Origin of the sequence: Bacillus sp. GbtcB10, assembly GCF_019091365.1 — a bacterium.
GTDB classification, from domain to species: domain Bacteria; phylum Bacillota; class Bacilli; order Bacillales; family Bacillaceae; genus Bacillus; species Bacillus altitudinis.
In genome coordinates, this window is the sequence record NZ_JAGXJP010000004.1 from 141,598 (window position 1) to 165,912 (window position 24,315).

Annotated in this window: 27 protein-coding genes; 15 read left to right on the forward strand and 12 right to left on the reverse strand. The window is 41.8% G+C overall.

Translation table 11 applies throughout. From position 1 onward, the window contains the following. The first annotated feature begins 100 nt into the window (after positions 1–100). Both KVT11_RS15635 and KVT11_RS15640 read left to right on the forward strand, forming a co-directional pair. The gene (locus KVT11_RS15635) at positions 101–1,075 is read left to right on the forward strand and encodes a tRNA dihydrouridine synthase (protein ID WP_217609071.1); all 975 of its coding nucleotides are present in this window, start codon (positions 101–103) and stop codon (positions 1,073–1,075) included. Positions 1,076–1,181: 106 nt separating this feature from the next. Next, on the forward strand, positions 1,182–2,039 hold the full coding sequence (locus tag KVT11_RS15640) for an SMI1/KNR4 family protein (protein WP_217609072.1): 858 nt from the start codon (positions 1,182–1,184) through the stop codon (positions 2,037–2,039). A gap of 76 nt (positions 2,040–2,115) precedes the next feature. On the opposite strand, the gene KVT11_RS15645 is transcribed toward KVT11_RS15640, so the two are convergent. Next, positions 2,116–2,487 (reverse strand): hypothetical protein, encoded by a 372-nt coding sequence (locus KVT11_RS15645; RefSeq protein WP_217609073.1) that lies wholly within the window; start codon positions 2,485–2,487, stop codon positions 2,116–2,118. A 181-nt stretch (positions 2,488–2,668) separates the two neighbouring features. On the opposite strand from KVT11_RS15645, the gene KVT11_RS15650 reads away from it, so the two are divergent. Together KVT11_RS15650 and KVT11_RS15655 are read left to right on the forward strand one after the other, a co-directional pair. After that, entirely contained in the window at positions 2,669–3,106 is a 438-nt protein-coding gene (locus KVT11_RS15650) for an Rrf2 family transcriptional regulator (protein WP_017366776.1), read from the forward strand. A gap of 66 nt (positions 3,107–3,172) precedes the next feature. Further along, positions 3,173–4,087, forward strand: a complete 915-nt coding sequence (locus KVT11_RS15655) for an NAD(P)/FAD-dependent oxidoreductase (RefSeq protein ID WP_116307606.1) — start codon at positions 3,173–3,175, stop codon at positions 4,085–4,087. A gap of 10 nt (positions 4,088–4,097) precedes the next feature. Here KVT11_RS15655 and KVT11_RS15660 read toward each other — a convergent pair whose 3' ends face one another. Next, positions 4,098–4,298 (reverse strand): hypothetical protein, encoded by a 201-nt coding sequence (locus KVT11_RS15660; RefSeq protein ID WP_017360433.1) that lies wholly within the window; start codon positions 4,296–4,298, stop codon positions 4,098–4,100. Between the two features lie 113 nt (positions 4,299–4,411). Here KVT11_RS15660 and KVT11_RS15665 point away from each other — a divergent pair, with 113 nt between their 5' ends. Further along, entirely contained in the window at positions 4,412–5,059 is a 648-nt protein-coding gene (locus KVT11_RS15665; RefSeq protein ID WP_116307687.1) for a DUF3885 domain-containing protein, read from the forward strand. Positions 5,060–5,091: 32 nt separating this feature from the next. On the opposite strand, the gene KVT11_RS15670 is transcribed toward KVT11_RS15665, so the two are convergent. Beyond that, the gene (locus KVT11_RS15670; protein ID WP_116307608.1) at positions 5,092–6,420 is read right to left on the reverse strand and encodes a 6-phospho-beta-glucosidase; all 1,329 of its coding nucleotides are present in this window, start codon (positions 6,418–6,420) and stop codon (positions 5,092–5,094) included. Between the two features lie 204 nt (positions 6,421–6,624). Between KVT11_RS15670 and KVT11_RS15675 the strand changes: the two genes are divergently transcribed. Beyond that, positions 6,625–7,356, forward strand: a complete 732-nt coding sequence (locus KVT11_RS15675; RefSeq protein WP_017366780.1) for a MurR/RpiR family transcriptional regulator — start codon at positions 6,625–6,627, stop codon at positions 7,354–7,356. A 13-nt stretch (positions 7,357–7,369) separates the two neighbouring features. On the opposite strand, the gene KVT11_RS21095 is transcribed toward KVT11_RS15675, so the two are convergent. After that, positions 7,370–8,062, reverse strand: coding sequence for an MFS transporter (locus KVT11_RS21095; protein ID WP_246877068.1), 693 nt, complete (start codon positions 8,060–8,062; stop codon positions 7,370–7,372). A 35-nt stretch (positions 8,063–8,097) separates the two neighbouring features. Beyond that, positions 8,098–8,571, reverse strand: coding sequence for an MFS transporter (locus KVT11_RS21100; RefSeq protein WP_223255674.1), 474 nt, complete (start codon positions 8,569–8,571; stop codon positions 8,098–8,100). 146 nt (positions 8,572–8,717) lie between these two features. Here KVT11_RS21100 and KVT11_RS15685 point away from each other — a divergent pair, with 146 nt between their 5' ends. Continuing rightward, positions 8,718–9,197 carry an aminoacyl-tRNA deacylase gene (locus KVT11_RS15685; protein ID WP_017360428.1) on the forward strand — a complete coding sequence of 160 codons (480 nt, stop codon included), beginning with the start codon at positions 8,718–8,720 and terminating at the stop codon, positions 9,195–9,197. Positions 9,198–9,229: 32 nt separating this feature from the next. On the opposite strand, the gene KVT11_RS15690 is transcribed toward KVT11_RS15685, so the two are convergent. After that, a complete protein-coding gene (locus KVT11_RS15690; RefSeq protein WP_057078352.1) occupies positions 9,230–10,138 on the reverse strand; it encodes a LysR family transcriptional regulator in 909 nt (302 codons plus the stop codon). Between the two features lie 103 nt (positions 10,139–10,241). On the opposite strand from KVT11_RS15690, the gene KVT11_RS15695 reads away from it, so the two are divergent. Further along, complete coding sequence (locus tag KVT11_RS15695; RefSeq protein WP_035391404.1) at positions 10,242–11,441, forward strand: MFS transporter; 1,200 nt, start codon at positions 10,242–10,244, stop codon at positions 11,439–11,441. A 63-nt stretch (positions 11,442–11,504) separates the two neighbouring features. On the opposite strand, the gene KVT11_RS15700 is transcribed toward KVT11_RS15695, so the two are convergent. Both KVT11_RS15700 and KVT11_RS15705 read right to left on the reverse strand, forming a co-directional pair. After that, entirely contained in the window at positions 11,505–12,584 is a 1,080-nt protein-coding gene (locus tag KVT11_RS15700) for a DUF3900 domain-containing protein (RefSeq protein ID WP_017360425.1), read from the reverse strand. A gap of 200 nt (positions 12,585–12,784) precedes the next feature. Then, the gene (locus KVT11_RS15705; RefSeq protein WP_008344201.1) at positions 12,785–12,934 is read right to left on the reverse strand and encodes a DUF1540 domain-containing protein; all 150 of its coding nucleotides are present in this window, start codon (positions 12,932–12,934) and stop codon (positions 12,785–12,787) included. Between the two features lie 354 nt (positions 12,935–13,288). On the opposite strand from KVT11_RS15705, the gene rfbF reads away from it, so the two are divergent. Genes rfbF through KVT11_RS15730 form a run of 5 tightly spaced genes read left to right on the forward strand, consistent with a single transcriptional unit; the run spans position 13,289 to position 18,070 of the window. Further along, a complete protein-coding gene (rfbF, locus tag KVT11_RS15710) occupies positions 13,289–14,053 on the forward strand; it encodes a glucose-1-phosphate cytidylyltransferase (protein WP_099496375.1) in 765 nt (254 codons plus the stop codon). A gap of 4 nt (positions 14,054–14,057) precedes the next feature. Then, the gene (locus KVT11_RS15715; protein ID WP_057078351.1) at positions 14,058–15,029 is read left to right on the forward strand and encodes a GDP-mannose 4,6-dehydratase; all 972 of its coding nucleotides are present in this window, start codon (positions 14,058–14,060) and stop codon (positions 15,027–15,029) included. Between the two features lie 12 nt (positions 15,030–15,041). Then, positions 15,042–15,953, forward strand: coding sequence for a putative nucleotide-diphospho-sugar transferase (locus tag KVT11_RS15720; RefSeq protein ID WP_108611400.1), 912 nt, complete (start codon positions 15,042–15,044; stop codon positions 15,951–15,953). Beyond that, on the forward strand, positions 15,950–17,140 hold the full coding sequence (locus KVT11_RS15725) for a glycosyltransferase family 2 protein (protein WP_108611401.1): 1,191 nt from the start codon (positions 15,950–15,952) through the stop codon (positions 17,138–17,140). Before KVT11_RS15720 ends, KVT11_RS15725 begins: the two co-directional genes overlap by 4 nt. Continuing rightward, positions 17,141–18,070, forward strand: coding sequence for a putative nucleotide-diphospho-sugar transferase (locus tag KVT11_RS15730; RefSeq protein ID WP_060780859.1), 930 nt, complete (start codon positions 17,141–17,143; stop codon positions 18,068–18,070). A gap of 34 nt (positions 18,071–18,104) precedes the next feature. Here KVT11_RS15730 and KVT11_RS15735 read toward each other — a convergent pair whose 3' ends face one another. After that, the gene (locus KVT11_RS15735) at positions 18,105–19,343 is read right to left on the reverse strand and encodes an MFS transporter (RefSeq protein ID WP_116307610.1); all 1,239 of its coding nucleotides are present in this window, start codon (positions 19,341–19,343) and stop codon (positions 18,105–18,107) included. Positions 19,344–19,488: 145 nt separating this feature from the next. After that, entirely contained in the window at positions 19,489–21,528 is a 2,040-nt protein-coding gene (pbp4, locus tag KVT11_RS15740; protein WP_210552324.1) for a penicillin-binding protein PBP4(5), read from the reverse strand. Positions 21,529–21,759: 231 nt separating this feature from the next. Here pbp4 and KVT11_RS15745 point away from each other — a divergent pair, with 231 nt between their 5' ends. After that, complete coding sequence (locus tag KVT11_RS15745; protein ID WP_210552325.1) at positions 21,760–23,190, forward strand: SLC13 family permease; 1,431 nt, start codon at positions 21,760–21,762, stop codon at positions 23,188–23,190. On the opposite strand, the gene KVT11_RS15750 is transcribed toward KVT11_RS15745, so the two are convergent. Beyond that, positions 23,122–23,526 carry a hypothetical protein gene (locus KVT11_RS15750; protein WP_056705609.1) on the reverse strand — a complete coding sequence of 135 codons (405 nt, stop codon included), beginning with the start codon at positions 23,524–23,526 and terminating at the stop codon, positions 23,122–23,124. The two genes, KVT11_RS15745 and KVT11_RS15750, sit on opposite strands and share 69 nt — an antisense overlap. A 91-nt stretch (positions 23,527–23,617) precedes the next feature. Between KVT11_RS15750 and KVT11_RS15755 the strand changes: the two genes are divergently transcribed. After that, the gene (locus KVT11_RS15755; RefSeq protein ID WP_142154338.1) at positions 23,618–23,845 is read left to right on the forward strand and encodes a hypothetical protein; all 228 of its coding nucleotides are present in this window, start codon (positions 23,618–23,620) and stop codon (positions 23,843–23,845) included. Here the strand turns inward: KVT11_RS15755 and KVT11_RS15760 are convergent. Continuing rightward, positions 23,826–24,305: an Hsp20/alpha crystallin family protein gene (locus KVT11_RS15760; RefSeq protein ID WP_008344182.1), complete on the reverse strand. Its 480-nt coding sequence runs from the start codon at positions 24,303–24,305 to the stop codon at positions 23,826–23,828. The two genes, KVT11_RS15755 and KVT11_RS15760, sit on opposite strands and share 20 nt — an antisense overlap. Between the last annotated feature and the right edge of the window lie 10 nt (positions 24,306–24,315).

Here is a 24,315-nt window from a genome sequence, read left to right on the forward strand (position 1 = left end):
CTAGTTCATATTAAAGTATATAATGATAAAAATTGCTGAAAGAATTTACAGAAGGACATGCCCTTTAAGGCGCTATGTCATGAGAGGAATTGGATGAAAGATGAGTAAAAATTTCTGGCGTGATTTACCGCGGCCATTTTTTATATTAGCACCAATGGAAGAAGTGACAGATGTTGTGTTTCGTCATGTTGTGAGTGAGGCGGCGAGACCGGATGTGTTTTTTACAGAGTTTACGAACAGTGAGAGCTACTGCCACCCTGATGGCATTCAAAGTGTGAAAGGCCGTTTAACGTTTACAGAGGATGAGCAGCCGATTGTTGCTCATATTTGGGGAGATAAGCCTGAGAACTTTAGACAGATGAGCATTGGAATGGCGGAGTTGGGATTTCAGGGGCTTGATATTAATATGGGCTGTCCTGTCCCAAATGTCACACAAAATGGGAAGGGCAGTGGCTTGATTCTTCGTCCAGATGTTGCCGCAGAGCTGATTCAAGCAGCAAAAGCTGGGGGATTACCTGTCAGCGTCAAAACAAGACTTGGTTTTACTGAGGTCGATGAATGGCGCGGATGGCTTAGACACATTTTGGAGCAAGATATTGTGAATTTATCGATCCACCTTCGCACAAGAAAGGAAATGAGCCAGGTGGATGCGCATTGGGAACTCATTCCTGAGATTAAAAAACTGCGTGATGAAGTAGCCCCTGATACTCTTTTGACAATCAATGGTGATATTCCTGATCGTCAAACAGGCTTAAAGCTCGCAGAACAGTATGGAGTGGACGGAGTGATGATTGGGCGCGGGATTTTCCATAACCCATTTGCTTTTGAAAAAGAGCCGAAGGAGCATACAAGTGATGAACTGCTTGGTCTTTTAAGATTACATCTTGATCTCCATGATCAATACTCATCACTAGGTTTGCGTCCATTCAAGGCATTGCACCGTTTCTTTAAGATTTATGTAAAAGGTTTCAGAGGAGCGAGTTTCTTAAGAAACCAATTAATGAACACATCATCAACAGATGAAGTGCGTGCAATGCTAGATGAATTTGAAGAGAGAAATCAAGAACAATCATGATCAACAAGAGGAGGGGGGAACCCTTCTCTTTTTTATGAGTAGGACTATTAAACTAGTTTTCTCAAATGGTAAAATGAGATAGAAATAACAATTGGAGGTATTTTATTTGAAACCATTTTGGGATATAGACAGAGAAAGTGAAGAGACATTTAAGAAAATCAATGAAAAAGACATTGCAAAAGCAGAAAAAAAACTAGGCGTCATCTTGCCTGATACATATAAGAAACTGATTCTTGAACAAAATGGCGGTTATACCTTGCATAATGCTTTTCCAACGGACCAGCCGAATGGATGGGCAGAGGATCATGTGTCATTTGATCATTTAAGAGGAATTGCCAAAGGCGAAGGTATTATGGATAGTGATTATTTAATAGAGGAATGGGAATTGCCTGAGGGACTTGTGCTCATTTGTGGGGATGGTCATACATGGATTGCATTGGATTATAGAGAAACAAAGGAGCATCCGCCGATTCACTACTTTGATCTAGAATATGAGACGGATTTCAAATTAGCGGATTCGTTTGATGAACTGATTGCGGGGCATTATACCGCAGAGGATAGTGAAGAAGATGAAATGTCGGATGAAGAGTGGCAGGCTGAATATGAAAAACAGAATCCGCCATTATCAAAAGAAGAAGTGAAAGAAATATTGAAGACCGGAGATCCTGAGGCACTTCAGAATATTGTATTTTTTCATATAGAACAAATTGATGATATCAAGTGGTTTTTTTCAGAAGTAGAAACTTTTATGAACGCCATTCAAGACGAAAATTTGTTAGTAACTGCTGGCTGGGCGCTCAGTACAATCCTTACACTGAATGCTGTGGTGATTAAGCAGAATGACGATATTTTTCAAAATGCACGTCGTTTTGCGGAGGAATTGAATCAATCAAAAATAGATGAAATGCATGAAATCGCTTTTAATATATCATTGTGGTTGGAATTTGATTTAGAAGAGCAATAAGATATCTATTTCATGTGAAAAATCTTTTAAATTTCTTAAAAAGCCCCCCTTATTAAAAGGGGGGTCACCAATTCCTTTACTCCGCACTCTCCTCAACCTCACGGCTATCTTCTGTTTCACCAATATAAATAGGACCGTTTGCATGATCGATTCGGATTGGCCATTCGTATGGGACTTGCAGGCGTCGTGCGATGGCTCTCCAAAACTTTGCAGAATCAAATTCTATTTCTTGAAAGTCTTTAAGCAATTCTTTATAAGAAGATCCATCAAATTGAATGTACGAGTCTTGCAGACGCATAAAGGCGTAATGTCTCACTTCTAATGCTGCCGCAGCTTCCATTTCTTCTTCTGTTGCTTCGCCAATGATTGTTCCTGCGGGTGGAAGCATGTCGTATACGTTAAATTCCTCTTCTTCTTCGTGTGCTGCATTGTGCTGTTGATCTGACATTTTTTTCACTCCTTCTAGTCTTCATCAAGCTTTTATTCGTGCTTACTTCTATTATCGGAAGGAAATGCGAAATGTGGAATGAAAAAAGAAGCAGATCCACAATACTTGCTTTTTCTTCTTGAATCTTTTATGATCAATTACAGATATAAAAGGTCTACAATAGATAGAAAGGAATGTTTCTATGAAATATTCTAAAGCGACCAACTATGCGCTGCATACGATGGTCTTTTTAACCCTTGCACCAAAGGGGAAAGCAATAGGCGTTGAACCTCTCGCCAAGATGCAAGATCTTTCACCCACTTATTTATCCAAAATTTTAACAAAGCTTGTGAAGGCGGGATTAATTGAATCAACACCTGGCGCAAAAGGTGGTTACACCATTCTGAAAAAGAAAGAAGACATTTCGTTTTTAGACGTCATTCAGGCGGTAGAAGGACAAACCCATTTATTTCGTTGTTCTTTAGAACATGATTCTTTCATGCCTCACGATGGCTGTTTGATTGAACAAGTCATGCAGGATGTTGAAATGAAAATGCAGGAGACGTTAAGTCAAAAGCGGTTAGTTGATATTGCAAGCCAAATAGAGCAGACAGAAAAAAATCCATTTTTCAAGATGTGATTTTTTTTTGAGTAAATTATAGATATTAAGAGTCTTTAAAGTCTTTTATAAAAAGGAGAGATTGACATGTTATTAGATTGTGCCATTATCGGAGGCGGACCAGCCGGATTAAATGCAGCTCTTGTTGTGGGGCGGGGCAGAAAACAGGTCATGGTATTCGATGATGAGATGCCAAGAAATCGAGTGACTCAGGAATCACATGGATTTATTACAAATGATGGAGTGACACCGTTTGAGATCAGACAAGCGGGAGAAGCGGATCTTCAAAACTACCCCAATATCCAAATCAAACGAAGCAGAATTGTGGAGATACAAAATCATGAGGACAACTTCGCGTTAATGACACAAGAAGGAGAAAGATTCGAAGCGAAAAAAATTATTTTGGCCACAGGACTTCAGGACATATTGCCAAAGATCAACGGGATTCATGAAGTGTATGGAAAGACGTTGTTTAGCTGTCCTTTCTGCGATGGCTGGGAGCTGAAGGATAAGCCACTTGCCCTGATTGCAGAGAACCAGCGCGCTTCGCATATGGCGAAACTTCTTTCGAATTGGACAAAGGATTTGATTGTGTTTACAAATGGACAGCAAGTGTTAGTTGAAGAGGAGAAAGCACTGTTATCAGCACATTCTATTCAAGTTATTGATGTGCCAATTGTAGCGATCCATCATGACAATGGTCAGCTGCACTCAATTCACCTTGCGAATGGGGAAACAGTGAAACGAGAAGGCGGATTTGTCGCAAGTGATTTCAAGCAGTCAACCCCTTTTGCTGAAAAACTAGGCTGTCAAATGACGAAAAATGGGGGCATTGAAGCAGATATTCTTGGGCGTACAACCGTCAGCGGTATTTTTGCATGTGGTGATAATTTAGGCGGGCCTGCTCAGCTTGTTCTTGCAGCAGCAGCCGGAAGTCAGGCAGGAATGGGCGTGATTCATGAACTTGTGCAGGAAGAGTTTCAACAAAAAACATCTCTGTAAAAAGAGATGTTCAGCGATGAGCGATTTTCCGTTTTGCTAAGACGTGAGCAGTCCATTCAAAAAGTGCGTAGATGACAAAGAAGATTAGGATCCAGCTACTGACATCGACCCATACATTGGTGATTTGAATGATGTTCGCCTGATCAAGTCCAGTCTGTATCCACATCGTGATCAATGCGGTGAGGAACACCTGTAAAAACCATTTTTTCAATTGGTCACACCTCCATCTCTTTCTATCATATAAGAAATGACAGTTTATTTCCAATTGAATTTCCATCAGTTTCAACGGTAAAATAAGAAATAAAACCAATGGAAGGACATGAGATGAGCGATCAAACCAATCGTTTTTTAAATAGTCATTTTCCTGATCTTGTCCTCACGCCGCCTCTTTTTTATGGGTGGCCTTTTGGTCTTCGCTTTGAAGTGGCAGATTGGTCATTAGGAGAAGAATCGGTTGTATTAGAAAAAGCAGGCGATCGGGCTTTGAAAATTGTCAGATATGCTTTTGATCCAGAAGACGATATTCTACTTGTCACGGATGTCTATACGCAGCATGAACATGAATTAACGAAGCAAAAGCTCCTAGTTTATCAGAAATATGCCGACCGACAAGTGCGTCACCGATTGCGTCACGAGCGTTTGACCTATATACAACCAAAACAAGAAGAAACAATGAAAATAGAGAGATTTACAATCAAGTGTCAGTTGCAAGATATTCGGTTGCGCCCGCTATTACAAGCCATATGCCAAGAGGATTTCTACAAACCGAATCAAATCTTGAAAGGAAAGCTTGGTTATGACATTTATCTCATCAATCTCTCAAAACAGATGATTTTCCACTTATATGATGATCGAGGTTGTGATCTTATTGCGGCAGATCCAGAACATCTGCGTCCAGTTTATGAAGGTTTACAGCACTGGCTCTTAGACTATGACCGTGCTCAGATGGATCAGTTGTTTGCTGGGAAATAAGAAAACCGCACTTTGACAAGTGCGGCTTCTTTTTATGCTTCTACTTTATTGAAAAACTGTGGCAGATATTCTTTATGTGCTTCTAGCATTTCATCTAGGATGCTTTTTGCAATGGCATCTGATGGGACGAGCGGATTGATGGTCATGGCGACAAGTGCTGTGTTGTAGTCGCCTGTCACGGCTGCTTCAGCGGCTACACGTTCAAAGGATTTAATTTGAGAAATAAGTCCTTTGACAGCGACCGGCATTTCACCAACAGCGATTGGTTTTGGGCCGTCTTTTGTGATGACACAGTTCAGTTCAACGGCAGAATCATTTGGAATGTCACTGATGGCGCCATTGTTGATGGTGTTTACAGGCTGAATGTCGTGCTTGTCGTTATAAATAGATGCGATTAAGTTACATGCTGCATCACTGTAATAAGCACCGCCTCGTTTTTCAAGCTGTGGTGGCTTAATATCAAGATCAGGATCTTTGTAAAGCTCGAACAGGTCATTTTCTAGTGCACGAACGACTTCTGCACGAGTTCCTTCATTCTCTGCTGCTTTCTTTTCTTCAGCCAACATATCACTTGTTTTGTAATAGTAGCGGTGGTACGGACAAGGAATCACACCAAGCCCTTTTAAGAAATCTGCATCCCACGGAATCGCTTGAATGTTGTTCATGGACATGGTGGAATTTGGATCTGCCATGTCTTCGATCACTTGATCCATGATGCTTCTGCCATCTAAGAACACGTTCAGGCCAAAGACCATATGGTTTAATCCAGCAAAGCTGACTTCGACTCTGCTTGCGTCGACATCAAGTCCTTTGGCGATGCCCATGCGAATACCGATTGGTACGTTACATAAGCCGACGACTTTGCGGTGGTTTGAATAGCGAAGTACGGCTTCTGTGACCATACCAGCTGGATTTGTGAAATTCACAAGCCAAGCATCCGGGCATAATTCTTCAATATCTTTCACAATCTCAAGAATGACAGGGATGGTGCGCAGACCCTTGAATAGACCGCCTGGACCGTTTGTTTCTTGACCAATGACATCATATTTTAAAGGAATACGTTCATCCTTCATACGTGCTTCCAGTAATCCGACGCGGAATTGTGTTGTGACGAAATCAGCGTCTACCAGTGCTTTCCGGCGATCTAAAGTTAAATGAACCTCGATTGGAAGTCCCGCTTTTTTCACCATGCGTTTTGCAAGATTTCCGACGATCTCAAGTTTTTCTTTACCTGCTTCGATATCGACGAGCCAAAGTTCGCTAATTGGAAATTCATCGTACCGTTTAATAAATCCTTCGACAAGTTCTGGTGTATAGCTTGATCCTCCGCCGATTGTGACAACCTTTAATCCTTTTGCCATGTTCTGCACCTCCGAATAATGTAACGCACAATGTTATAATAGAGTGAATCAATCTTTTATCATTTGTTTGTACATCTATAGCTTATCGTGAGAGTACCTTGTGCGTAAACGGTTTCAGCGTCTTTAGGCAAGGGTGCCCTATTTAGAGATTTGTTACATAAAAGAAACGTGTTGTGTCATGTTGTTGGAGAAAGGGGAAGTCAGATGTTTTCAAGTGAGGTCATTTCCAGCTTTAATGAACTAGAAAGCGCTTTATACCGATACATTATGGAAAACAGTGAAAAAGTCGTCTATATGAGAATTCGTGATTTGGCAGATGCCGCACATATATCGACCTCATCTGTCCTTCGCTTTTGTCGAAAAGTGAATTGTGAAGGATTTTCAGAATTTAAGGTGAAGCTCAAAATGTATTTAGAAGCAGAACAAACACCTTCTTTGAAAAGCACGCAGCATTTCCTGTATGAATTTATCGAACGGACACTTAAAGGAGATTTTGAAGAGAAGATTAAAGAGGCCGCCAAACTCATTGCGGATGCAAAAAATGTGCTATTTATCGGGACGGGCAGTTCTGGTATTTTGGCGCAGTATGGGGCAAGGTACTTTTCAAGTCTGGAGAAATTTTCGTTTTACATCAACGATCCGTTTTTCCCGATGAATATGCAGTATTTAGACAATAGTGTCACCATTGTGCTGTCGGTATCAGGAGAGAACAGTATTACGATTGATCATATTTCGAAACTAAAAAGAGAAGGCAGCACGATCATTAGTATTACAAACAATCAGCACTGCACAATTTCTCGTATTTCTGACTTAAATATTGCTTATTACGTCACAGATGAACGAGTCCATAGAGCCAACATCACCACACAGACACCCGTTGTGTATATCCTAGAAGCAATGGCGCGTGACATGTTTGCGATGTTAAAAGAAAAGTAAAAGAGCCGCTGCCTTAAACAGTGGCTCTTTTTTTCTGCATCATGAAAGTGGTGATGGCAATCCCGGAACAGATGAGTACAAACAGTCCGCCTAACAAATACACAAATCTCGCTCCGAATGTATCCGCAATTAATCCAACAAAGAAAATAGATAAACTGACAGACATAGAAGAGAGAACGTATTGAGCCGCATACACCTTTGATAACTCATGGACTGGCGTTTCCGTTTGGAGAATGGTTTGCTGAGAGACATCTCGGATTTGATAGGCAGGCCCCATTAAAATACAAAGCAGCAATGCAAGCCATGGCAGGCTGTTTAGCGAAAATAGGATCGTCAGCACTGCATAAATAAAAGAGCCCGCTGCCATAAAGAGGAGAAGTTGTTTTTGAATAAACTGACTTAGCCATGCGGCCATGAGTCCGCCTATAATGGCACCTATATAATATGCGGCATTGATATATCCCCACCATTCCGCACCTTCATTTAAAACAAGTGTGACAAAGGCAAGCGTAACTGGTCCGACCCACAAAGCACCTGCAATATTTTCACTAACATCCATGAAAGTCAGGATGCGAACCGTTTTGTTTGTCCAAATGATCTTCCAGCCATCTTTGAACCCGTTCATCTTATTTTCTTTTTGAACCGTGTCTTCTTGCTTGAGTAGAGAAAAAACAGGGATGATCAATAGATAGGACAACACAATCATGAAACAAGAGGCCCACATTAAATAAGATGGACCAATCAACAGGCGAGCATTCCAGTAAACGAATAGCCGGCGATTTGAACAGATTGATAAAAAACGGAGGCTGTACTGTTCGCTTTCACAAGCTGATTTGCTGATACAAGCATCGGCATGATGGCCTGTAATAAAGGGCTGATGAACCCGCCTGTGATGGAAATCAAAACGAATGCACTAAACAGCCAGATCAGGTGCTGCTGAAAGAAATCAAATTGGGTCGTGAATACGACGAGCATTCCAATACGTAAAAGAGGGACCCATTTCAATAGACGCTTGGCTTGAAAGAGTTCTGTCAAAACAGGAGAGAGGAGCCCAGCCAATAGCTGACATAGTGTTCTTATGAGCGGAAATACAGCCGCATAAGCGACAGATTGTGTATCTTGATAAATAACCAATGTGACTGTCATCAAAAATAGAATATCACTTAGCATGAGAAGGCTTTTACTGCCTGTATAACACCAAAACTTATTTCCCATATCCAACCGACTCCTTTTCAAAAACAAGTTCAGTATAGCATGTTGGCGAAGTGTTCAGAGGTTTTCCATTGAAAAATACATCTTAAGGATGAGAGGATTGTGATAAGCTAAATGAAAGAACATCGTAAGGAAAGGGGTTCAATCCATTGAAAAAATTACCAGCTCATGACTTTTTGGACAAGCATGGCATCCCGTATGACATCAAAACATTTTCTGCCGACACAGAGAAGGGCGCAGCGAATGTAGCGGCTGCTCTTGGTTTTAGAGAAAGACAAATGATCAAAACATTGATCTTTGAAACAGGGGAAGGCGAGCAGCTGCTTGTAATGGTGGGTGCTGACCAGCACATCAAATCAGGGAAACTAAAGAAAGCCGCTGGCTCTCGTAATATCAAAATGGCTTCACCAGACACAGTGCTTGAAGTGACGGGCTATCGGATTGGCTCGATTCCGCCATTTTGCTGGCAGCCTGAAGGGTTCCGCACGATTATCGAAGCATCGCTATTAGAAGAAGAGATATTAGGCGTTGGAGCAGGAGAATGGGGAAATGAAATACTCATCACACCAGAACAATTAGTGATAGCCTCAAAAGCGGTCCCATTTGATCTTGTTCAGCCATCCGAATAGAAAAAGTGCCTGTTGCTGAAGCAGGCACTTTTTTAATTGGAGTCAGGTGCTATAAAGGGTCCGATGTCTTTCATTTGCAGAAAAGCATTCACCGTCCTATTTTCCTCAAGGTCATTCGCCCGTTTGCAGACCACAACAGGTCTGATAATGTCTATTCCTTCGATATACACGCGCCCAATTTCTCCGCGTTCTAAGCTTCGCTGAACGGCGTCACGAGGAACAAGGGTAATGCCATAGCCAGCTTTGATCATTTGAATGGCTTCGTGGACACCACTGAATTGTAAATCAACGGTCGGTTTTTTAATTCCTTTAGCGGTAAAAAGGGAAAAAAGCTTGTCTCTCGTCGAACTGCCTTCTTCTCGCATTAAAAAAGGTTCATGGCTTAGGCGTTCTAGGGGGACGGTTTGTCCATTTAACGGATGATCCACTGGAACGATAAAGTCATAACTTAAATCAGTTAAGTGAGAGGTGTGAAGATCTTCGTGGTGCAGGTCCTCTATTACGGCGATCGCCACATCTGATTGATATTGAAGCAGGCTTTCGATCACTTGAGCGGAGTTTCCGCTTTTTAATTCAATATCTGTCTGTGGCGATGCTGTTTTAAAAGAGGCAAGCCAATCAGGCAGTAAAAAGTTAAGTGGTACGTAGGTAGAAGCAATTCTGAGTCTTCCTTTTTTTCCGTTTTGCAGAAGAGTAATCTGATATTCTACTTCTTTTTCCGCCTCGAATACTTGCCGGGCATATGGATACAGGATCTTCCCCATCTCCGTCAGGGTAATCCCCCGGCCGTTTCGTTTGAAAAGACGAAAGCCGATCTCTCGTTCAATGCTTCGTAATTGTGCTGTCACAGCCGGCTGCGTCAAAGACAGCACGTCTGCCGTTTGTGTGACACTTTTTGTTTCGGCTACCTTTGCAAAAATACGGAGGGCATGTAAATTCATCTTTGCACCGCCTATCAATTATTTTGATGATTCAATCAAAAACATTCATTAGATTTATTATAAGGTATCCCTTATCGTAAAGGTAGCGAAGGGGGAAGAAAAAATGGATCGTCGTCAAAAGCAAGTGGTGTCAATTGCACTCATCACAGCATTTGCCCTTATTGGGGATTCAATGCTCTATATTGTTCTCCCGGTCTATTGGAAAGAGATTGGTTTATCATCCATTTGGGAGGTGGGGTTACTGCTGTCTATCAACCGATTCATTCGTATCCCGCTAGCACCTGTCGTATGGTGGCTTTATCGATATATTCCAATGAAGACCGGTGTACTGATCGCAATATTGATCGCGTCAGTGACCACGATATTATATGGTATGAGTGGATTTTGGCTGCTATTGATTTGCCGCTGTGCATGGGGTCTCGCTTGGACGTTACTCCGTATGAGTGGGATGAGGGTCCTAGCTGAAATGGACGAAGGCTCACAAGGACATTTGACGGGTCTTTATAATGGGCTTTACCGGCTTGGCAGTTTATTTGGCATGTTATTTGGGGGAATCCTTGCCAGCTTGATCGGTTTTCAGTCCATGACGCTTGTCTTTGGCTTACTCACATTAATGGGCTGCATTTTTTATGTATCGTTGGATGAAATTGAAAAGAGAGAAGGCACGCAGGTGTATCATGGCATCAAACAGAAGTGGTTTACACGAGATGTGGTAAAAGTACTGATAACAGGCATGCTGATCGCACTGATCATCCAAGGTTTATTCGCATCCACCCTGAGTCATGTCATTGAAGCAAAGATTGCCCAAGATGAATTGACTCTGTTTGGCTTTGTCATCGGAGCTTCGGCTTTAAGCGGTGTTATTCAAGCACTCAGGTGGGGATGGGAACCATTTCTCGCACCGAGAACGGGCAAATGGTTTGATCGTCTTGTGATGAAGGAACGAATGTTATGCTGGATGTTTCTTTCATTTGGAGGGCTCAGTTTTCTTGTGATCATGTTGAAGGTAAGCGGCTGGTTCCTATTGATGCTGCTTTTGATTCAACTAATGGCAACAATTGTCACAACGTTCACCGATACACTTGCCTTTCAAAAAGCTTCTGCTCAAACAGATAAGAACCGCTTTCTCGCCAGCTATTCTTTTGTTCAAGATATGGGGGCTGCTTTAGGACCTTTGTGTGGGTATACGTTGATCCAGTTTTTCGGAACAAACAGCGTCTTTTGGCTGATGCTTATCATAAGCTTAATGCTCGTCAGCATGTGGATAAGAAGCGGGCAGCATGTTTCTTCTAGTGCAGTGTAAAAAATAAAGCTTTATATAAAAAACTGCCTCATGCAGCTGATCGCAGGAGGCAGTCATATTCTCTTATTCTAAGTCTGAATCATAGGCTTTTTGCGTGAGTTGGCTGACGACCTCTTTCAATCCATTGGGTTTATGGAATTCAACAGGTGTGCTTCCTTTTTCAAATACAATTTGATCTGCTTCAACGAGCACGACATATCGATTGTTGACCTTTGCGATATGAATCGAGTGGCCGAAGTCGGCTAAAAGTCCTTTAATTTCTGTTTCGCCTAGACGCATTTTCATTGTGATATCAGGGGTTTGTTCAACAATATGCGAAGCCGCTAGTGTGACCTGTTCTGTATCGAGTGTTTCCCGAATCTCCCGTTTTTCACTTGCTTCCCATATTTCAAGGTCCTCTTCAAATTGTTTTAATTCTTCACTTTCATCCTGAAATGTTTCAAATACATGTTCCTGCACCATATTCATGACCTGTGATTTCATGATTTCAGGCATCGATTCTCCGTATTCGACGAATTTCAGAAAGTCTTCAAAATAACGAGCGTGTGAGGATTGGTGAATTTTCACTTCGGCTTCCTCTGTCATGCCCTCTTCTGGCATAAACGGGTATTGAATCGATTTCATGTTTTTTGTTGTAATCGCCATTTCTACTTTTTTGATCAAGGTAGATGTATCAGCAATAGAAGCGACTTTCTGTTCAAAATCGCATTTCATGATAAAGACAAAAGAGTCATCGAAATATTTTTTAGGAACCGCAGATGCAACCAAAAACACGCCGCCTCTGACAGCACTTGTATCTAAATAGGTGCGAACAAATTGTTCACTGCATTCGTTAAATACTTCTTTTGTATCTGCAAATCTCGTCTGATGAAATAAATTGTAGTTTGGATTTGAATCGAGTTCATGCCCGGGTTCGACAATAAATCGGCCAATTTTAGTCGGTACTTGCTCAGACTTAGGGTGTCTGTCCACTTTTCGTTTGACGATTTTTTTAAGCTCACCGTCTAGAAAGTCTTTCAGCTCACTTTGTTCAAATTCTTCTTGGTCTAATGTTTGGTAATGTTTAAACCGTTTATTTGCTTGTTCCTCTTTGCCTTCTATTTCAACCACATAGAATGATAGAAAACGTATCGTAAAATCCACTGATTGGTCACCACTTTTTCTTCTTTGGATATGTTGAGTATAGAAAAAGGAGTGAAAATCGTCAACGAATGGAGAAATTTCGTGTCATTATTTCCCGAGAAATGTTTATTCAAAAACGCTTGATAATAATTATCATTCTTGATAGAATGATAAAAGAAAAGAAGGAACCTGCCAGTTCCTTCATCTCAGAAAATCATGTATTATTTTGTTTCAAATGTTTCGCAATCCGTTTCAGCATTGCGAGTCACGTCAGTCATTGTGCTTTTACCAATTTTAATGGTAGAAGCTGTACAGCTGTTGTCAGCCCAAAAACGGCAAGAGTTCACTTCACAAAGTACATTTTGTGCCATGGGAATTCACCTCCGTGATTCATATTAAGAATGAAGCAAGCTGCCACTTGAGTTCATTCAATCTAGTAGTCTCTTTATCGAAAGAGGCTGTTTGTGCTGTATATGCACATGTTTATCATACCATCTACCCTGAAAATATACAATTTAAACTTTGAAAGAGCGAGAATGCAAATCTCGCTCTTTTTTGTTTGTAAAAATAGTTAAATGCTAAGTGGCATCCTCTCTTATTCCGACATATGAATAGAGTAGATTCAAAACCTGATGTCGGACAAAGTATAAGGGTACATGTACTGATTTTCCGCATGAAGATAGGGTTTTCAATCAAAAATTTTCATAGAGAGATGAGGGGAGAAGATGAAAGCAGTCATTCTCTGCGGAGGAAAGGGAACGAGAATGAGTGAGGTCACACAAGCGCTTCCTAAACCACTTGCTATGATCGGAGATCGGCCTATTCTATGGCATATTATGAAAATCTATCAGTATTACGGTGTAGACGAGTTTATCTTATTGCTTGGATATAAAGGAGAGAAAATCAAAGAGTATTTTCTCAACTACGACTGGCGGCATCACAGCATGCAGCTGGATATGTCGACAGGGGAAATAAAGCTTTTAGGGAATTCGGAGAACTGGAAAATCACTTTTTTAGATACGGGTGAGAATACGATGACAGGCGGGCGGTTAAAGCAGGTACAGGATTATATTGGTGATGAGACATTTATGATGACGTACGGTGACGGACTTGCCAATATCAATATGTTTCATTTGCTCAAGCGCCATCAAGAGCTTGGAGCAGCTGCCACTGTCACAGGAATTGAAAAGAAATCACAGTACGGCACGCTGAAGGTGTATAACGGGATGGCACAATCCTTCTCTGAGAAGACAGACAGTATCGGGATGATCAATGGAGGATTTTTTGTGTTGTCTCCAAAGGTTTTTGATTATTTAACAGATGATGATCAGTGCGTCTTTGAAGCAGAGCCTCTTCAGAACTTGGCGAATGATGGCGAGCTTGCAGTCTATGAGCACCACGGATTTTGGACAGCAATTGATACGTATAAAAACTTGAAAGAAATCAACGGCATGTGGACTGAAGGAAAACAACCATGGAAGGTTTGGTGACAGCATGAGCGGATTTTGGAATGGGAAAAACGTATTTGTGACCGGGTGTACGGGATTGTTAGGGAGTTACCTCGTCAAGGAATTGATAGATCAAGGAGCAAACGTAACAGGGCTTGTACGTGATCAGGTGCCAAGATCGAACTTATATCAAGGCGGTCAATTTGAAAAGATGAATGTCGTCCAAGGCGCACTTGAGGACATGCAAACGATAGAACGTGCGTTAGGAGAATATGAGATTGATACAGTCTTTCATTTGGCCGCCCAAGCGATTGTTGGAGTCGCAAATCGTCACCCGGTCTCTACATTTGAAGCCAATATTTTAGGAACATGGAATGTGCTGGAGGCATGCAGAAGACAGCCGCTTATCAAACGAGTGATTGTGGCATCGAGTGATAAAGCATACGGGGATCAAGAGCAGCTTCCTTATGATGAAGACATGCCGCTTAACGGGAAGCATCCATATGATGTGTCAAAAAGCTGTGCAGATTTAATTTCTCACACGTACTACAACACATATGGTCTTCCGGTTTGTATTACGCGCTGCGGTAATTTATATGGAGGCGGGGATTTGAATTTTAACCGAATCATTCCGCAAACCATCCAGCTTGTGTTAGAGGGAAAGGCGCCAGAAATTAGAAGTGACGGAACCTTTATCCGTGATTATTTCTATATTGAAGATGCGGTCAAGGCTTATTTACTCCTAGCTGAAAAAATGGAGGAAAAAGGGCTTGCAGGAGAAGCATTTAACTTTAGTAATGAAATTCAGCTGACCGTGCTTGAGCTCGTTGATAAAATCTTAAAGGCGATGGGCAGTGAACTGAAGCCGTGTATTTTGAATCAAGGAACGCATGAGATTAAGCATCAATATTTATCAGCAGAAAAGGCGAGAAAGCTGCTTGATTGGAAGCCTGATTACTCCATTGATGAAGGGTTAGAAAAGACAATTGAATGGTATCGCGAATTCTTTCAAAAATAGAGGTGTATACAGATGAACAGCATATATTGTACGGTTCTATCAAGTGGAAGACTTTATCAAGCCATTGCGTTTTTCTTATCGTTGAAGCAAGTAGAAGATGATGCTGTCATCAAGACGTTATGTATGGATGATGCTGCATTTGATTTGCTTCATCAAATGAATTTCCCGCATGTCGATCTTGTTCATGTGCGTGAGCTTGAAACGCCGGAGCTTCTAGAGATCAAAAAGGAACGAAATGATTCGGAATATTGCTGGACATTAAAACCGATTTGGATTGAGTGGCTATTTAAGCAGGACCAGGCGGAGGAAGTGACGTATCTTGATGCGGATTTGTTCTTTTATGAGCGTCCGCAAGTGATTTTTCAAAACCAGCCTGATGCGTCTGTGCTTCTATCAAGAGGGGATATTGTCATTCCAAGCTTTGATCCAGAGGAAGTGAAGATGCTTCAAAAACTTTTAGGGCGCTACAATTCAGGCTTCCTCCATTTTAAAGGAGATGAAGCCGGCCGAAAGTGCCTGAGCTGGTGGCAAGAAGAATGTCTAAAGGAATGCAAAAATGCGCCTGGAGAAGGAAAATTTGGCGATCAAGGGTATTTGGATCATATGCCGATGCTGTTTGAAAAAGTAGAAGATATTCAAACAAAGGGTGTGAATATTGGTCACTGGAATTATGGCCAGCATTCTTATCAGGAAGAGAATGGACGTATTTTGCTTGAGGATGGAAGCCCACTCATTTGCTATCATTTCAGTGGTTTTCGGATCTTAAGCAAAGATGATATGCAGCAAATCCATGAAAAAGGAAGAGATGACTTGCCATTTTTCCAAGAAGCCTATCGGGAAGTGCTGCGTCATGTGATTGAATCGGTAGAACAAGTCAATCCGATGTTTAACGGCTATGCCAAACTGGAGGAGGATGGCGCATGAATGAAAAGCCGAAAGTCAGCGTCATTATTCCGAGTTATAATGCGAAAGAGCGTTTAGAAGGGAGCCTCTTTTCCTTAACGCTTCAGGAAACCGATATTCCATTTGAGGTCATTGTTGCTGATAATGGGTCAACGGACGGCACGATGGAAATGCTCGAAAACATTGAGGTGAACTTTCCATTCAAAAAGGTGCGTATTCCTGTCAATCAAGGAATTGCCAAGGGGCGCAATCATGCCATTCGTGAGGCAGAGGGAGACCTCTTAATATTCCATGACAGCGATATGTTGGCAGAGCCCCAATTTATTCAAAAGCACGCAGAGGCACATGCTGATCATGAGGACCGTGTGATTTGCGGTGTTTGCTGGAAGCGAATCTATCGTTATTTTTACAAAGGTTTTGATAAAGATCATGTGAATCGATTAAAAAAACAAGGGCTGTATCAGCGGAAAATGAAAGACAAAACGTCTCTTGTGTCGATGGAGGAAATAAAAAACGGCGCATTTCTAGAGAGAAGCTTCGACTTGCAGTCCGAATTTATTGATATTCTGAAAGACATTTTAAACACGTACGACTATGATTTAAGTTCTTATCAATTGCCGTGGCGATTTTTTATCACAAATAACTCTTCCGTCAAGCGAAAGCATGTTATGGAACTAGGGATGTTTGATGAAAAAATCGTTCGATACGGGTTTGAGGATTATGATTTAGGCATTCGTCTGCATCAGCTTGGCCTCTCATTTGAGCTGCGTGAGGATATTTTAAGTGTGCATCAGGAACATCCAAGTAATTTAACGTCATTCGATGACATCAAATATAACATTTTGTATATGTGCGAGAAGTACAACAATATTGATTCGATTGATGTTCATCTGGCTTTCTCTGGACCATTTTCTCATACCGTGACAAATGATATCGTGAAAGACATTCGCCAGCTGCGTAAGAATGCAGCATATGATGATCTGCTTGCTTATTTTTTGGAGCTACTTCATATGATCACAGAGCGGAATGTGGGCATTAAACGTGATCAAAAGGACGTGCTGACGGCAAAGCATTTCCCTTTGAAAAAGCTGTCAGAGGCGGCCCAGCTTGCCAAGCAGGAACATGGATGCACGGTGCTGGTAGAAGCCATTCAAGGGCTCACAAAAGAGCTGCTGCATGTTGACTTGTTCCAAGTGGATGTGTTGTAGATGGCATCCTATCATTTCACAACCATTGTGTCCAATACCCATGTATTTAAGCTGCTGGCGCTGATTCATTCACTTGAGCAGACGGCTCAATCATACAAACTTTCTGTCTTATGTGCTGATCCTTTGGCTTACAAGGTGTTAAGTCAGTTTCCTCATCCACATGTCCAATATGAACAGCTTGAAGATGTGGAAGATGATTCGCTGCGAAAAGCAAAGGCGGATCGTACGTTCCACGAGTATTGCTGGACGCTTAAGCCTGCGTTTCTACTCAAAATTCTTGAGTCCTCTGATGCAGATTATCTCGCTCATTTGGATACGGATTTGTATTTTTATCATGATCCAGAGGCGATATTTGCAGAAAATCCACTCGCTCATGTATTTTTGACAGATCATATGAATTCCAAGCGATTCTATCACTTTTATGAATTATCCGGCCGTTTTAATACTGGCTTTGTAGGCTGTCGAAACACAGATGTGGCCAAACGGGCTGTGACGCAGTGGAAAGAGAACTGCATTGCGCACTGTACAGTAGAAATGGATACGGAAAAAAAGACATATGGTGATCAGCGGTATGTTGAAAGATGGGTCGATGATTTTGAGGGTGTCCATGTGGTGGCATCTAAAGGTGCCAATGCAGCGATTTGGAATATTGAAAACTATAAGCTCTCCGTTGTGAAAGGAGATATGTATCTCGACGAATGTCCACTGCTGTTCTATCATTTTTCTGCCTTTACGATCATTGATGAAAAGAACTTTAATCTGAATTGGTATTACTATATGACAGAACACACTCTTGTGGATCATTTGTATATTCCGTATGCGGATTTGATTCATCTGAAAATTAAACAGGTGCAAAAGGTCTTTCCAGACTTTCAGCAGGGGTTTATTGCAAAGAAGCATGTTCCTGACACGCATTTTTATGAGATATGAAAAAACCGCTCATTTATTGAGCGGTTTTTACCTTTTATGATTCATTCCATTTCGCTATGGTCTGATCGCTTGGCAGTAAGAAGGCTAGGATGCCTAATATCGGTAAAAAGGCGACACCGATCATGGTAGGCGTTAAACCGACTGCATCAATTAATGAGCCGAGGGCAACGGATCCAATCGCTCCCATACCAAACGCAAGTCCAACAGTTAAACCAGACATTGTGCCAATTTTCCCGGGAAATAGTTCTTGGGCATAGACCACGGTGACAGAGAAGCTTGAAGTCAGAATGATCCCAATAAGTCCAAGTAAAACATAAGCAACAACTGGTCCGGCAAATGGGAGAAGCAGGGCAAGTGGAAAGGATGCTAATAAAGAAATTAAAATGACGGTTTTCTTGCCGAAGCGGTCTGCAAGCGGCCCGCCTAAAAATGTCCCAATCGCACCCAATATAAGAAATAAGAAAATATAAGTTTGTGATTCTTTAATCGTCAAACCATATTTTTCAATCGCATAAAACGCATAGAAATTCGAGATCGCATTTCCATACCAAGAACGTGCGAAAATAAGAAAGACGATAATGCCAAGTGCTGTGAGCGCTGATTTGCGGTGAAGTTCAGATCTTGCTGCTTTTGCAGGCGCTTTTTTCGCTTGTGCTCGAATGGTTTGAAGTCTTCCTGCGTACCATCTCGAAATATAAAGAAGGAAACCGACAGCAATCATTCCAACAATCGTAAACCAAGCCACACCTGGCTGACCGAGAGGGACGAGCATGAATGCAGCGATTAGCGGAGCAAAGGCTTGACCTGTATTTCCACCGACTTGATAGATGGATTGAGCAAGACCCCGTCTAGGACCAGCTGCCATGTTGGCAACCCGTGAGCCTTCTGGATGGAAAATCGCAGAGCCAAGTCCAATAAAGACGACGCACAGCAGGATGGTCGCAAATGATGGTGCAAACGCAAGGCCGAGAATGCCGACAGCACTTGAAAATAATGCGATAGGCAGTGCATAGGGCATCGGCCGTTTATCTGTGTACCACCCGATCGCAGGCTGCATGACAGAGGAGACCATATTTAATGTAAAGGCGATTAGCCCTAATTGAGTAAAGGTCAGCCCCATTGAGCGTTCTAAAATAGGGAACATGGCAGGAATCACGGCTTGCAATGTGTCGTTGAGCATATGGCAAATACCAATAATCAATAAAATAGGATAAACCGTTGAACCGGTGACCGCTTTTTGAGGTTTATCCTTTGTTTGAGCAGCAATAGCCAATGAGACTTCCTCCTTTCATTCAACTTGTTTCTTTTTTTCATTCTCCTCATTTTATTCATAAGGTGAACTATAAAACAATAGCAAATTGTCATGATTTAGAAAAAAAGAGACACATGCGCTTGATGGAGCGTGTGTCTCTAAAGGGTTATTTATAGAAAGAAGCGATGACAGGCTTCATTTTTTGAATGACAAGTCCACTGCCTCCACGGTTTTTCACACCTTCAATCATGCCGACGAGGACGTAATCTTCTTTTTTAGGATTAAACGCAAGTAAAAATCCATTTTCAGTACCGTCTGTCGCACCTTGTTTGCTCTTTAGTTCCGCTGTTCCCGTTTTAGCGGCTATATCAGCCCCTTTTATTTGCAACGAGTGAGCGGTTCCGTTTGAATTGGTGACGACTTGAGTGAGTGCGTCCTTCACCGTATTTGCTGTATCTTCTTTGATGATCTGTTTTGGTGATGCTGTTTTTTCATCCTGAATGACTCGAGGGTACACAAGCTTTCCTCCTGTTGCAAATGGAGAATAGGCATGTACTTGTTCAATTGGTGACATGAGTAATTCTCCTTGACCATATGCTGAGTCGGCAAGTAAGATGTCTGATTTGATTCCGTCGTTAGACACTTGTGCCGATTTCATTGTAAACGGCATGTTTAAATCATCACCAAACCCAAATGTTTTCACTTTTTTCTCGTAAGTATCTTTGCCGATTTCAAGGGCTTCCTGTCCAAAATAAATATTATCTGAGTACACGAGGGCATCGACCATATTGACTTGTTCTTTGTCATGTACCCGTGTAATGCGATAATTTCCCCAAGATTGATCCTTCTGCCATTTCAGTCCATGAATGGTGCGTACTTTATTAGGCTTTGTGACACCTGTTTCCAGTCCAACCGCTGCTGTAATGGTTTTGAATGTAGATCCTGGTGCATATCTGCTCGCATATCGAGCTTGGAATGGAAGATCGGGATTTTCACTGTATGCTTGATATTGTTTAGGCGTGATCCCGTTGGTCATTAAATTGACATCGTAAGAAGGGGTGCTAACAAGCGCTAATAAATCACCTGATGATGGGTTCATAATGGTGACAGCCCCTTTTTCACCTTTCAGCTGTTGATAGGCTTTTTTCTGTAAAGATGCATCAATGGTCAGCTTGACTGTTTTTCCGTCTTTTCGGTCTGTTTTTTGTAATGTTTCTTCAATACCTGTTTCATCATGGATAATGAGGATGCTTCCGCCATCTTGTCCTCTTAAGTTCTTGTCAAATGTGAATTCAAGGCCGGTTTTGCCGATGATTTGATCCGCCTTTAAAGCTGGATTTCTTTTGATATCATCCGCATTTGCTTTTCCCACATAGCCTGTCAGATGGGCAGCGGCTTCGTTATATGGATAGTAGCGCATTTCCTTCGTTTGATAGGTGACGCCATTTATGTCTTTTGGAATCGGCTTTTGCTCTAACATAGACTTTAGCGGGACAAATGTGTCATCTGTGACCCATGCTTGTTTCAGCTGATTTTGAATCAGCTCTTCATCTATATCAAAAGCGTTGCTGATTTTTTTGATGTTGCTTTCTTTTTCCGTACCTGTCCCGAGCTTTCCAGGGATGATGCCAAGTGCGTGTCCACCAGTTGTTTCGGCTAACGTGCGCCCTTTTCGATCTACAATATTTCCGCGTACCGCAGGATCCGTTGTCACTTTGATGGTGTCACCCGTTTCCATTTGCGGGAAGATGAGATTTGGTTTCCAGTCTACTTTCCACTCGTTATCCTCTTCGGAGAGAACGCCCTTGTAAGAGAGTTTGTTCAGCTTTCCAAGTGACGTTTTCATCGTGACTTCATAGGTGAATTGATACCCATTTCCTTTGTCCTGTTTTTCTACGTTGACGTTTGAGACGTTTAGATCACTTGCACCAATGCCGCTAAAGATCTTATCGTATTTTTCGGCAAGTTGTTTTTTAGAAAAGTCACTGGCTTTCAGAGAGCCACTTGTGACCTCATCTGCCAGTTTCGTGAATTCTTTTTTCTCCAGATGTTTCGTAAAGGATTCAGCGGCTTTCAGCGCCTCCTTTTCTTTTGAGAAAAGCGTATCTTTTAAGAAAAAGAGAGCAGCAGCAATCGCGATGATGCTAAGAAGGGGAATGATGACTTTTTTCTGTTTCCAAAATGATTTTCGTTGATCTGTATACAATGAAAACACCTCAATTTTTGATTAGATCCTCTATAGTTTACAGTTACTGTGTAGGATTTGTATAGTTTCTCCTATGAAAATAGACCAAGACATGAAGTGGAAATATGAATCAAGACACAGTTGTTTCATAAGGATATCTTCATTTTTTCTTATGATTTAAAGGATTTTTTATGTGATCATCGAATGTGAAAAATTAGAAAAAATTAAAAGCGTTTTCATGGAGGAGGAATTGTGATCGTTTATAAAAAAGTGAATCTGACTGGACTTGTTCTTGGACCGATCTTCTTTTTGCTTATTTTTTTGCTCATTCCAGAAAGTGAATTGACCTATGCACCAAGAGTCGTACTGGGCGTTACGGCTTGGACTGCGACATGGTGGGTCACAGAAGCTTTGCCTATACCGGCTACCTCTTTATTGCCCATCATCCTTTTGCCAACACTTGGCGGGCTATCGATGGAGCAAACATCAAGAGCTTATGGAGACCCGATTGTTTTTATGTACATGGGCGGATTTATGATTGCCATCGCCATTGAAAAATGGAATTTACATAGAAGAATGGCCTTACATATTTTAAACATCATTGGTACAAGAAGTGACCGCATTGTATTAGGGGTTATGATGGCAACGGCTTTTCTATCTATGTGGATTTCAAACGCAGCCACAGCACTGATGATGCTGCCGGTGGCACTGGCTGTGATTAAAGAGGTGAAGGCGAACGATATTTTGTCTGGTGCATCTCTTGACCGATTCAGTAAAAGCATCCTATTATCGGTCGCTTATTCAGCCTCTATTGGCGGACTGGCGACACTCGTTGGGTCTGTGCCAAATGCTGTTTTTGCGGCGATGTCAAAAAAGCTGTTAGATCGAGAAATTATGTTTTTTGAATGGTTTTTGTTTGGTTTTCCGGTGGCGGCTGTTCTGCTTATTCTCTTATTTCTGTATTTGACCAAGATACAGTTCAAGGTAGAGCACACAGGGGAAATGGGAGCAGCGTTTATACGGAAGGGTTTAGAGGATTTAGGCAAAATGAAACAAGAAGAAAAATGGGTTTTTGCTATTTTTCTTATGACGGCTTTTTTATGGATCTTTAAAATCTTTTTGTTTGGCGGGCTTCCTGTCTCGGATACGTCGATCGCAATCTTTGGGGCGATGCTGTTATTTCTCATTCCAGCCACAAATGGAGAGAGAATACTAGAATGGCAGGATATGAAGCAGTTGCCATGGGGGCTTTTGCTTTTGTTTGGAGGCGGGCTTTCGCTCGCTACAGGGTTTGCAGAAACCAATCTAACAGGATGGATCGGGGGAAATTTACAGCATTTAAATGGGCTGTCGTATCTCATGCTTCTGATTATTTTAACGGGCGCTATTTTATTTATGACCGAAATTATGTCCAATACAGCAGTTGCGAACATGATGATTCCAATTACAGTAGGGCTTGGACTTGCAATTGGCATGGAGCCGTACGGCTTAATGGCTGCGGCTGCGTTAGCATCTTCATGTGCATTTATGCTGCCAATCTCCACACCGCCAAATGCGGCTGTCTTTAGTGCAGATGTGCTGAAAATATCTGATATGGTCAAGGCTGGTTTTTGGCTAAATGTGATCAGTATTGTAGCGATTGTGCTTGCGGTTTATTTCTGGCTTCCGGTCGTGCTGAGATGAAGACTTTGATCGAATGGAGACTTTTGGTGTTTTTGTTTCTTTTGGCTTCGGTACTGAAGCTGCCTTTTTGAGGTGCGGGTCCTTTGGCGTGTAATAGGTGGCCCCAATGTTGAGTCTGCCTTTAAGCTGATCAATGGAAAGCTCACCAAACTCTAAATGGTAGTCAATTTTGTCCACATGCAGTGATTCAATGTGAATGTGCGTATCCTCAGAGACAGGCGGAGCAGGTGCAGACATTTTTTGCTCAAGAGCGGTGAGTCTTTTTTCCAGCTCGACGACAGATGGGGATGGACTGGCTTCGGTTTTTTTAAAGAGTGATTGAATGAAATGTTTCAAGTGGACCACAACCTTTTCTTTCGCCTTGCTCTAGTCTATGGAAAAGCTGCCCGGTATATACTTATAGAGATACATGAAAGGGGAGAAGTGCATGCTGCCTACACGCATTCAGATTACCCATATGAAAACGAATACGATTGGTACAGGGTCCTCGATGACATTCGGTTCAACGATCGTACGAAATCACTGCTCGACGATCAAAAGAAACAATGGTTTTGGTGAACAAAATGCCGATAGCGTGATCACGATCTTGCCGATTGAAACGATTGATGATCGTGATCTAATAGACGCAGTCAGTATCAATATTCGTCATCTATGATTATCGCAGTTGCTTTTCCTTCATCCTTTTGCAAGCGAATGTATAGCACGCCGTCTTTAAAGGCCGCATTCATTTGACCAAGAATCATATCTGGGAGCCGAATTTTTCTTTCAAACGGACCATACTTTCCTTGTTTTTGGCGAAAATCCTGTTCGTTAAAAAAGGAAAAACGCTGTCCTTTTACAACCAAATATTCACCATATGACAGCACCTGAACATCTTCCTTCCGGTAGCCAGGCAGATAAATTAAGTACTGAAATTCAGTAGGGGTTTCCACAATGTCGACTGGTGGAAACGATGCATCTGTTCCTCGCTGATCTTGCTGCGAGAATGTAAATGGAGACGGACCATTTGCCATAAAGGGAGATCTTTGCTCATCATCGAATATCATTTTCCAAAAATCATCTCCATGCATTTGCTGGGCAATGTCCATCCACTGCTTCATTTTTTCGAAGTCCATGTGAAGACCT

Bases quoted from the DNA above. Each gene is read 5' to 3' on its own strand.
- KVT11_RS15670 (WP_116307608.1), bottom strand. From the start codon at position 6,420: ATGGCAAAAGGATTAAAGGTTGTCACAATCGGCGGAGGATCAAGCTAT.
- KVT11_RS15650 (WP_017366776.1), top strand. From the start codon at position 2,669: ATGAAATATTCTAAAGCGACCAACTATGCGCTGCATACGATGGTCTTT.
- KVT11_RS15725 (WP_108611401.1), top strand. From the start codon at position 15,950: ATGAATGAAAAGCCGAAAGTCAGCGTCATTATTCCGAGTTATAATGCG.
- KVT11_RS15720 (WP_108611400.1), top strand. From the start codon at position 15,042: ATGAACAGCATATATTGTACGGTTCTATCAAGTGGAAGACTTTATCAA.
- KVT11_RS15705 (WP_008344201.1), bottom strand. From the start codon at position 12,934: ATGGCACAAAATGTACTTTGTGAAGTGAACTCTTGCCGTTTTTGGGCT.
- KVT11_RS15695 (WP_035391404.1), top strand. From the start codon at position 10,242: ATGGATCGTCGTCAAAAGCAAGTGGTGTCAATTGCACTCATCACAGCA.
- KVT11_RS21100 (WP_223255674.1), bottom strand. From the start codon at position 8,571: ATGGGAAATAAGTTTTGGTGTTATACAGGCAGTAAAAGCCTTCTCATG.
- KVT11_RS15635 (WP_217609071.1), top strand. From the start codon at position 101: ATGAGTAAAAATTTCTGGCGTGATTTACCGCGGCCATTTTTTATATTA.
- KVT11_RS15675 (WP_017366780.1), top strand. From the start codon at position 6,625: ATGTTTTCAAGTGAGGTCATTTCCAGCTTTAATGAACTAGAAAGCGCT.
- KVT11_RS15755 (WP_142154338.1), top strand. From the start codon at position 23,618: ATGCTGCCTACACGCATTCAGATTACCCATATGAAAACGAATACGATT.
- rfbF (WP_099496375.1), top strand. From the start codon at position 13,289: ATGAAAGCAGTCATTCTCTGCGGAGGAAAGGGAACGAGAATGAGTGAG.
- KVT11_RS15730 (WP_060780859.1), top strand. From the start codon at position 17,141: ATGGCATCCTATCATTTCACAACCATTGTGTCCAATACCCATGTATTT.
- KVT11_RS15760 (WP_008344182.1), bottom strand. From the start codon at position 24,305: ATGGACTTCGAAAAAATGAAGCAGTGGATGGACATTGCCCAGCAAATG.
- KVT11_RS15715 (WP_057078351.1), top strand. From the start codon at position 14,058: ATGAGCGGATTTTGGAATGGGAAAAACGTATTTGTGACCGGGTGTACG.
- KVT11_RS15655 (WP_116307606.1), top strand. From the start codon at position 3,173: ATGTTATTAGATTGTGCCATTATCGGAGGCGGACCAGCCGGATTAAAT.
- KVT11_RS21095 (WP_246877068.1), bottom strand. From the start codon at position 8,062: ATGATTGTGTTGTCCTATCTATTGATCATCCCTGTTTTTTCTCTACTC.
- KVT11_RS15645 (WP_217609073.1), bottom strand. From the start codon at position 2,487: ATGTCAGATCAACAGCACAATGCAGCACACGAAGAAGAAGAGGAATTT.
- KVT11_RS15690 (WP_057078352.1), bottom strand. From the start codon at position 10,138: ATGAATTTACATGCCCTCCGTATTTTTGCAAAGGTAGCCGAAACAAAA.
- KVT11_RS15665 (WP_116307687.1), top strand. From the start codon at position 4,412: ATGAGCGATCAAACCAATCGTTTTTTAAATAGTCATTTTCCTGATCTT.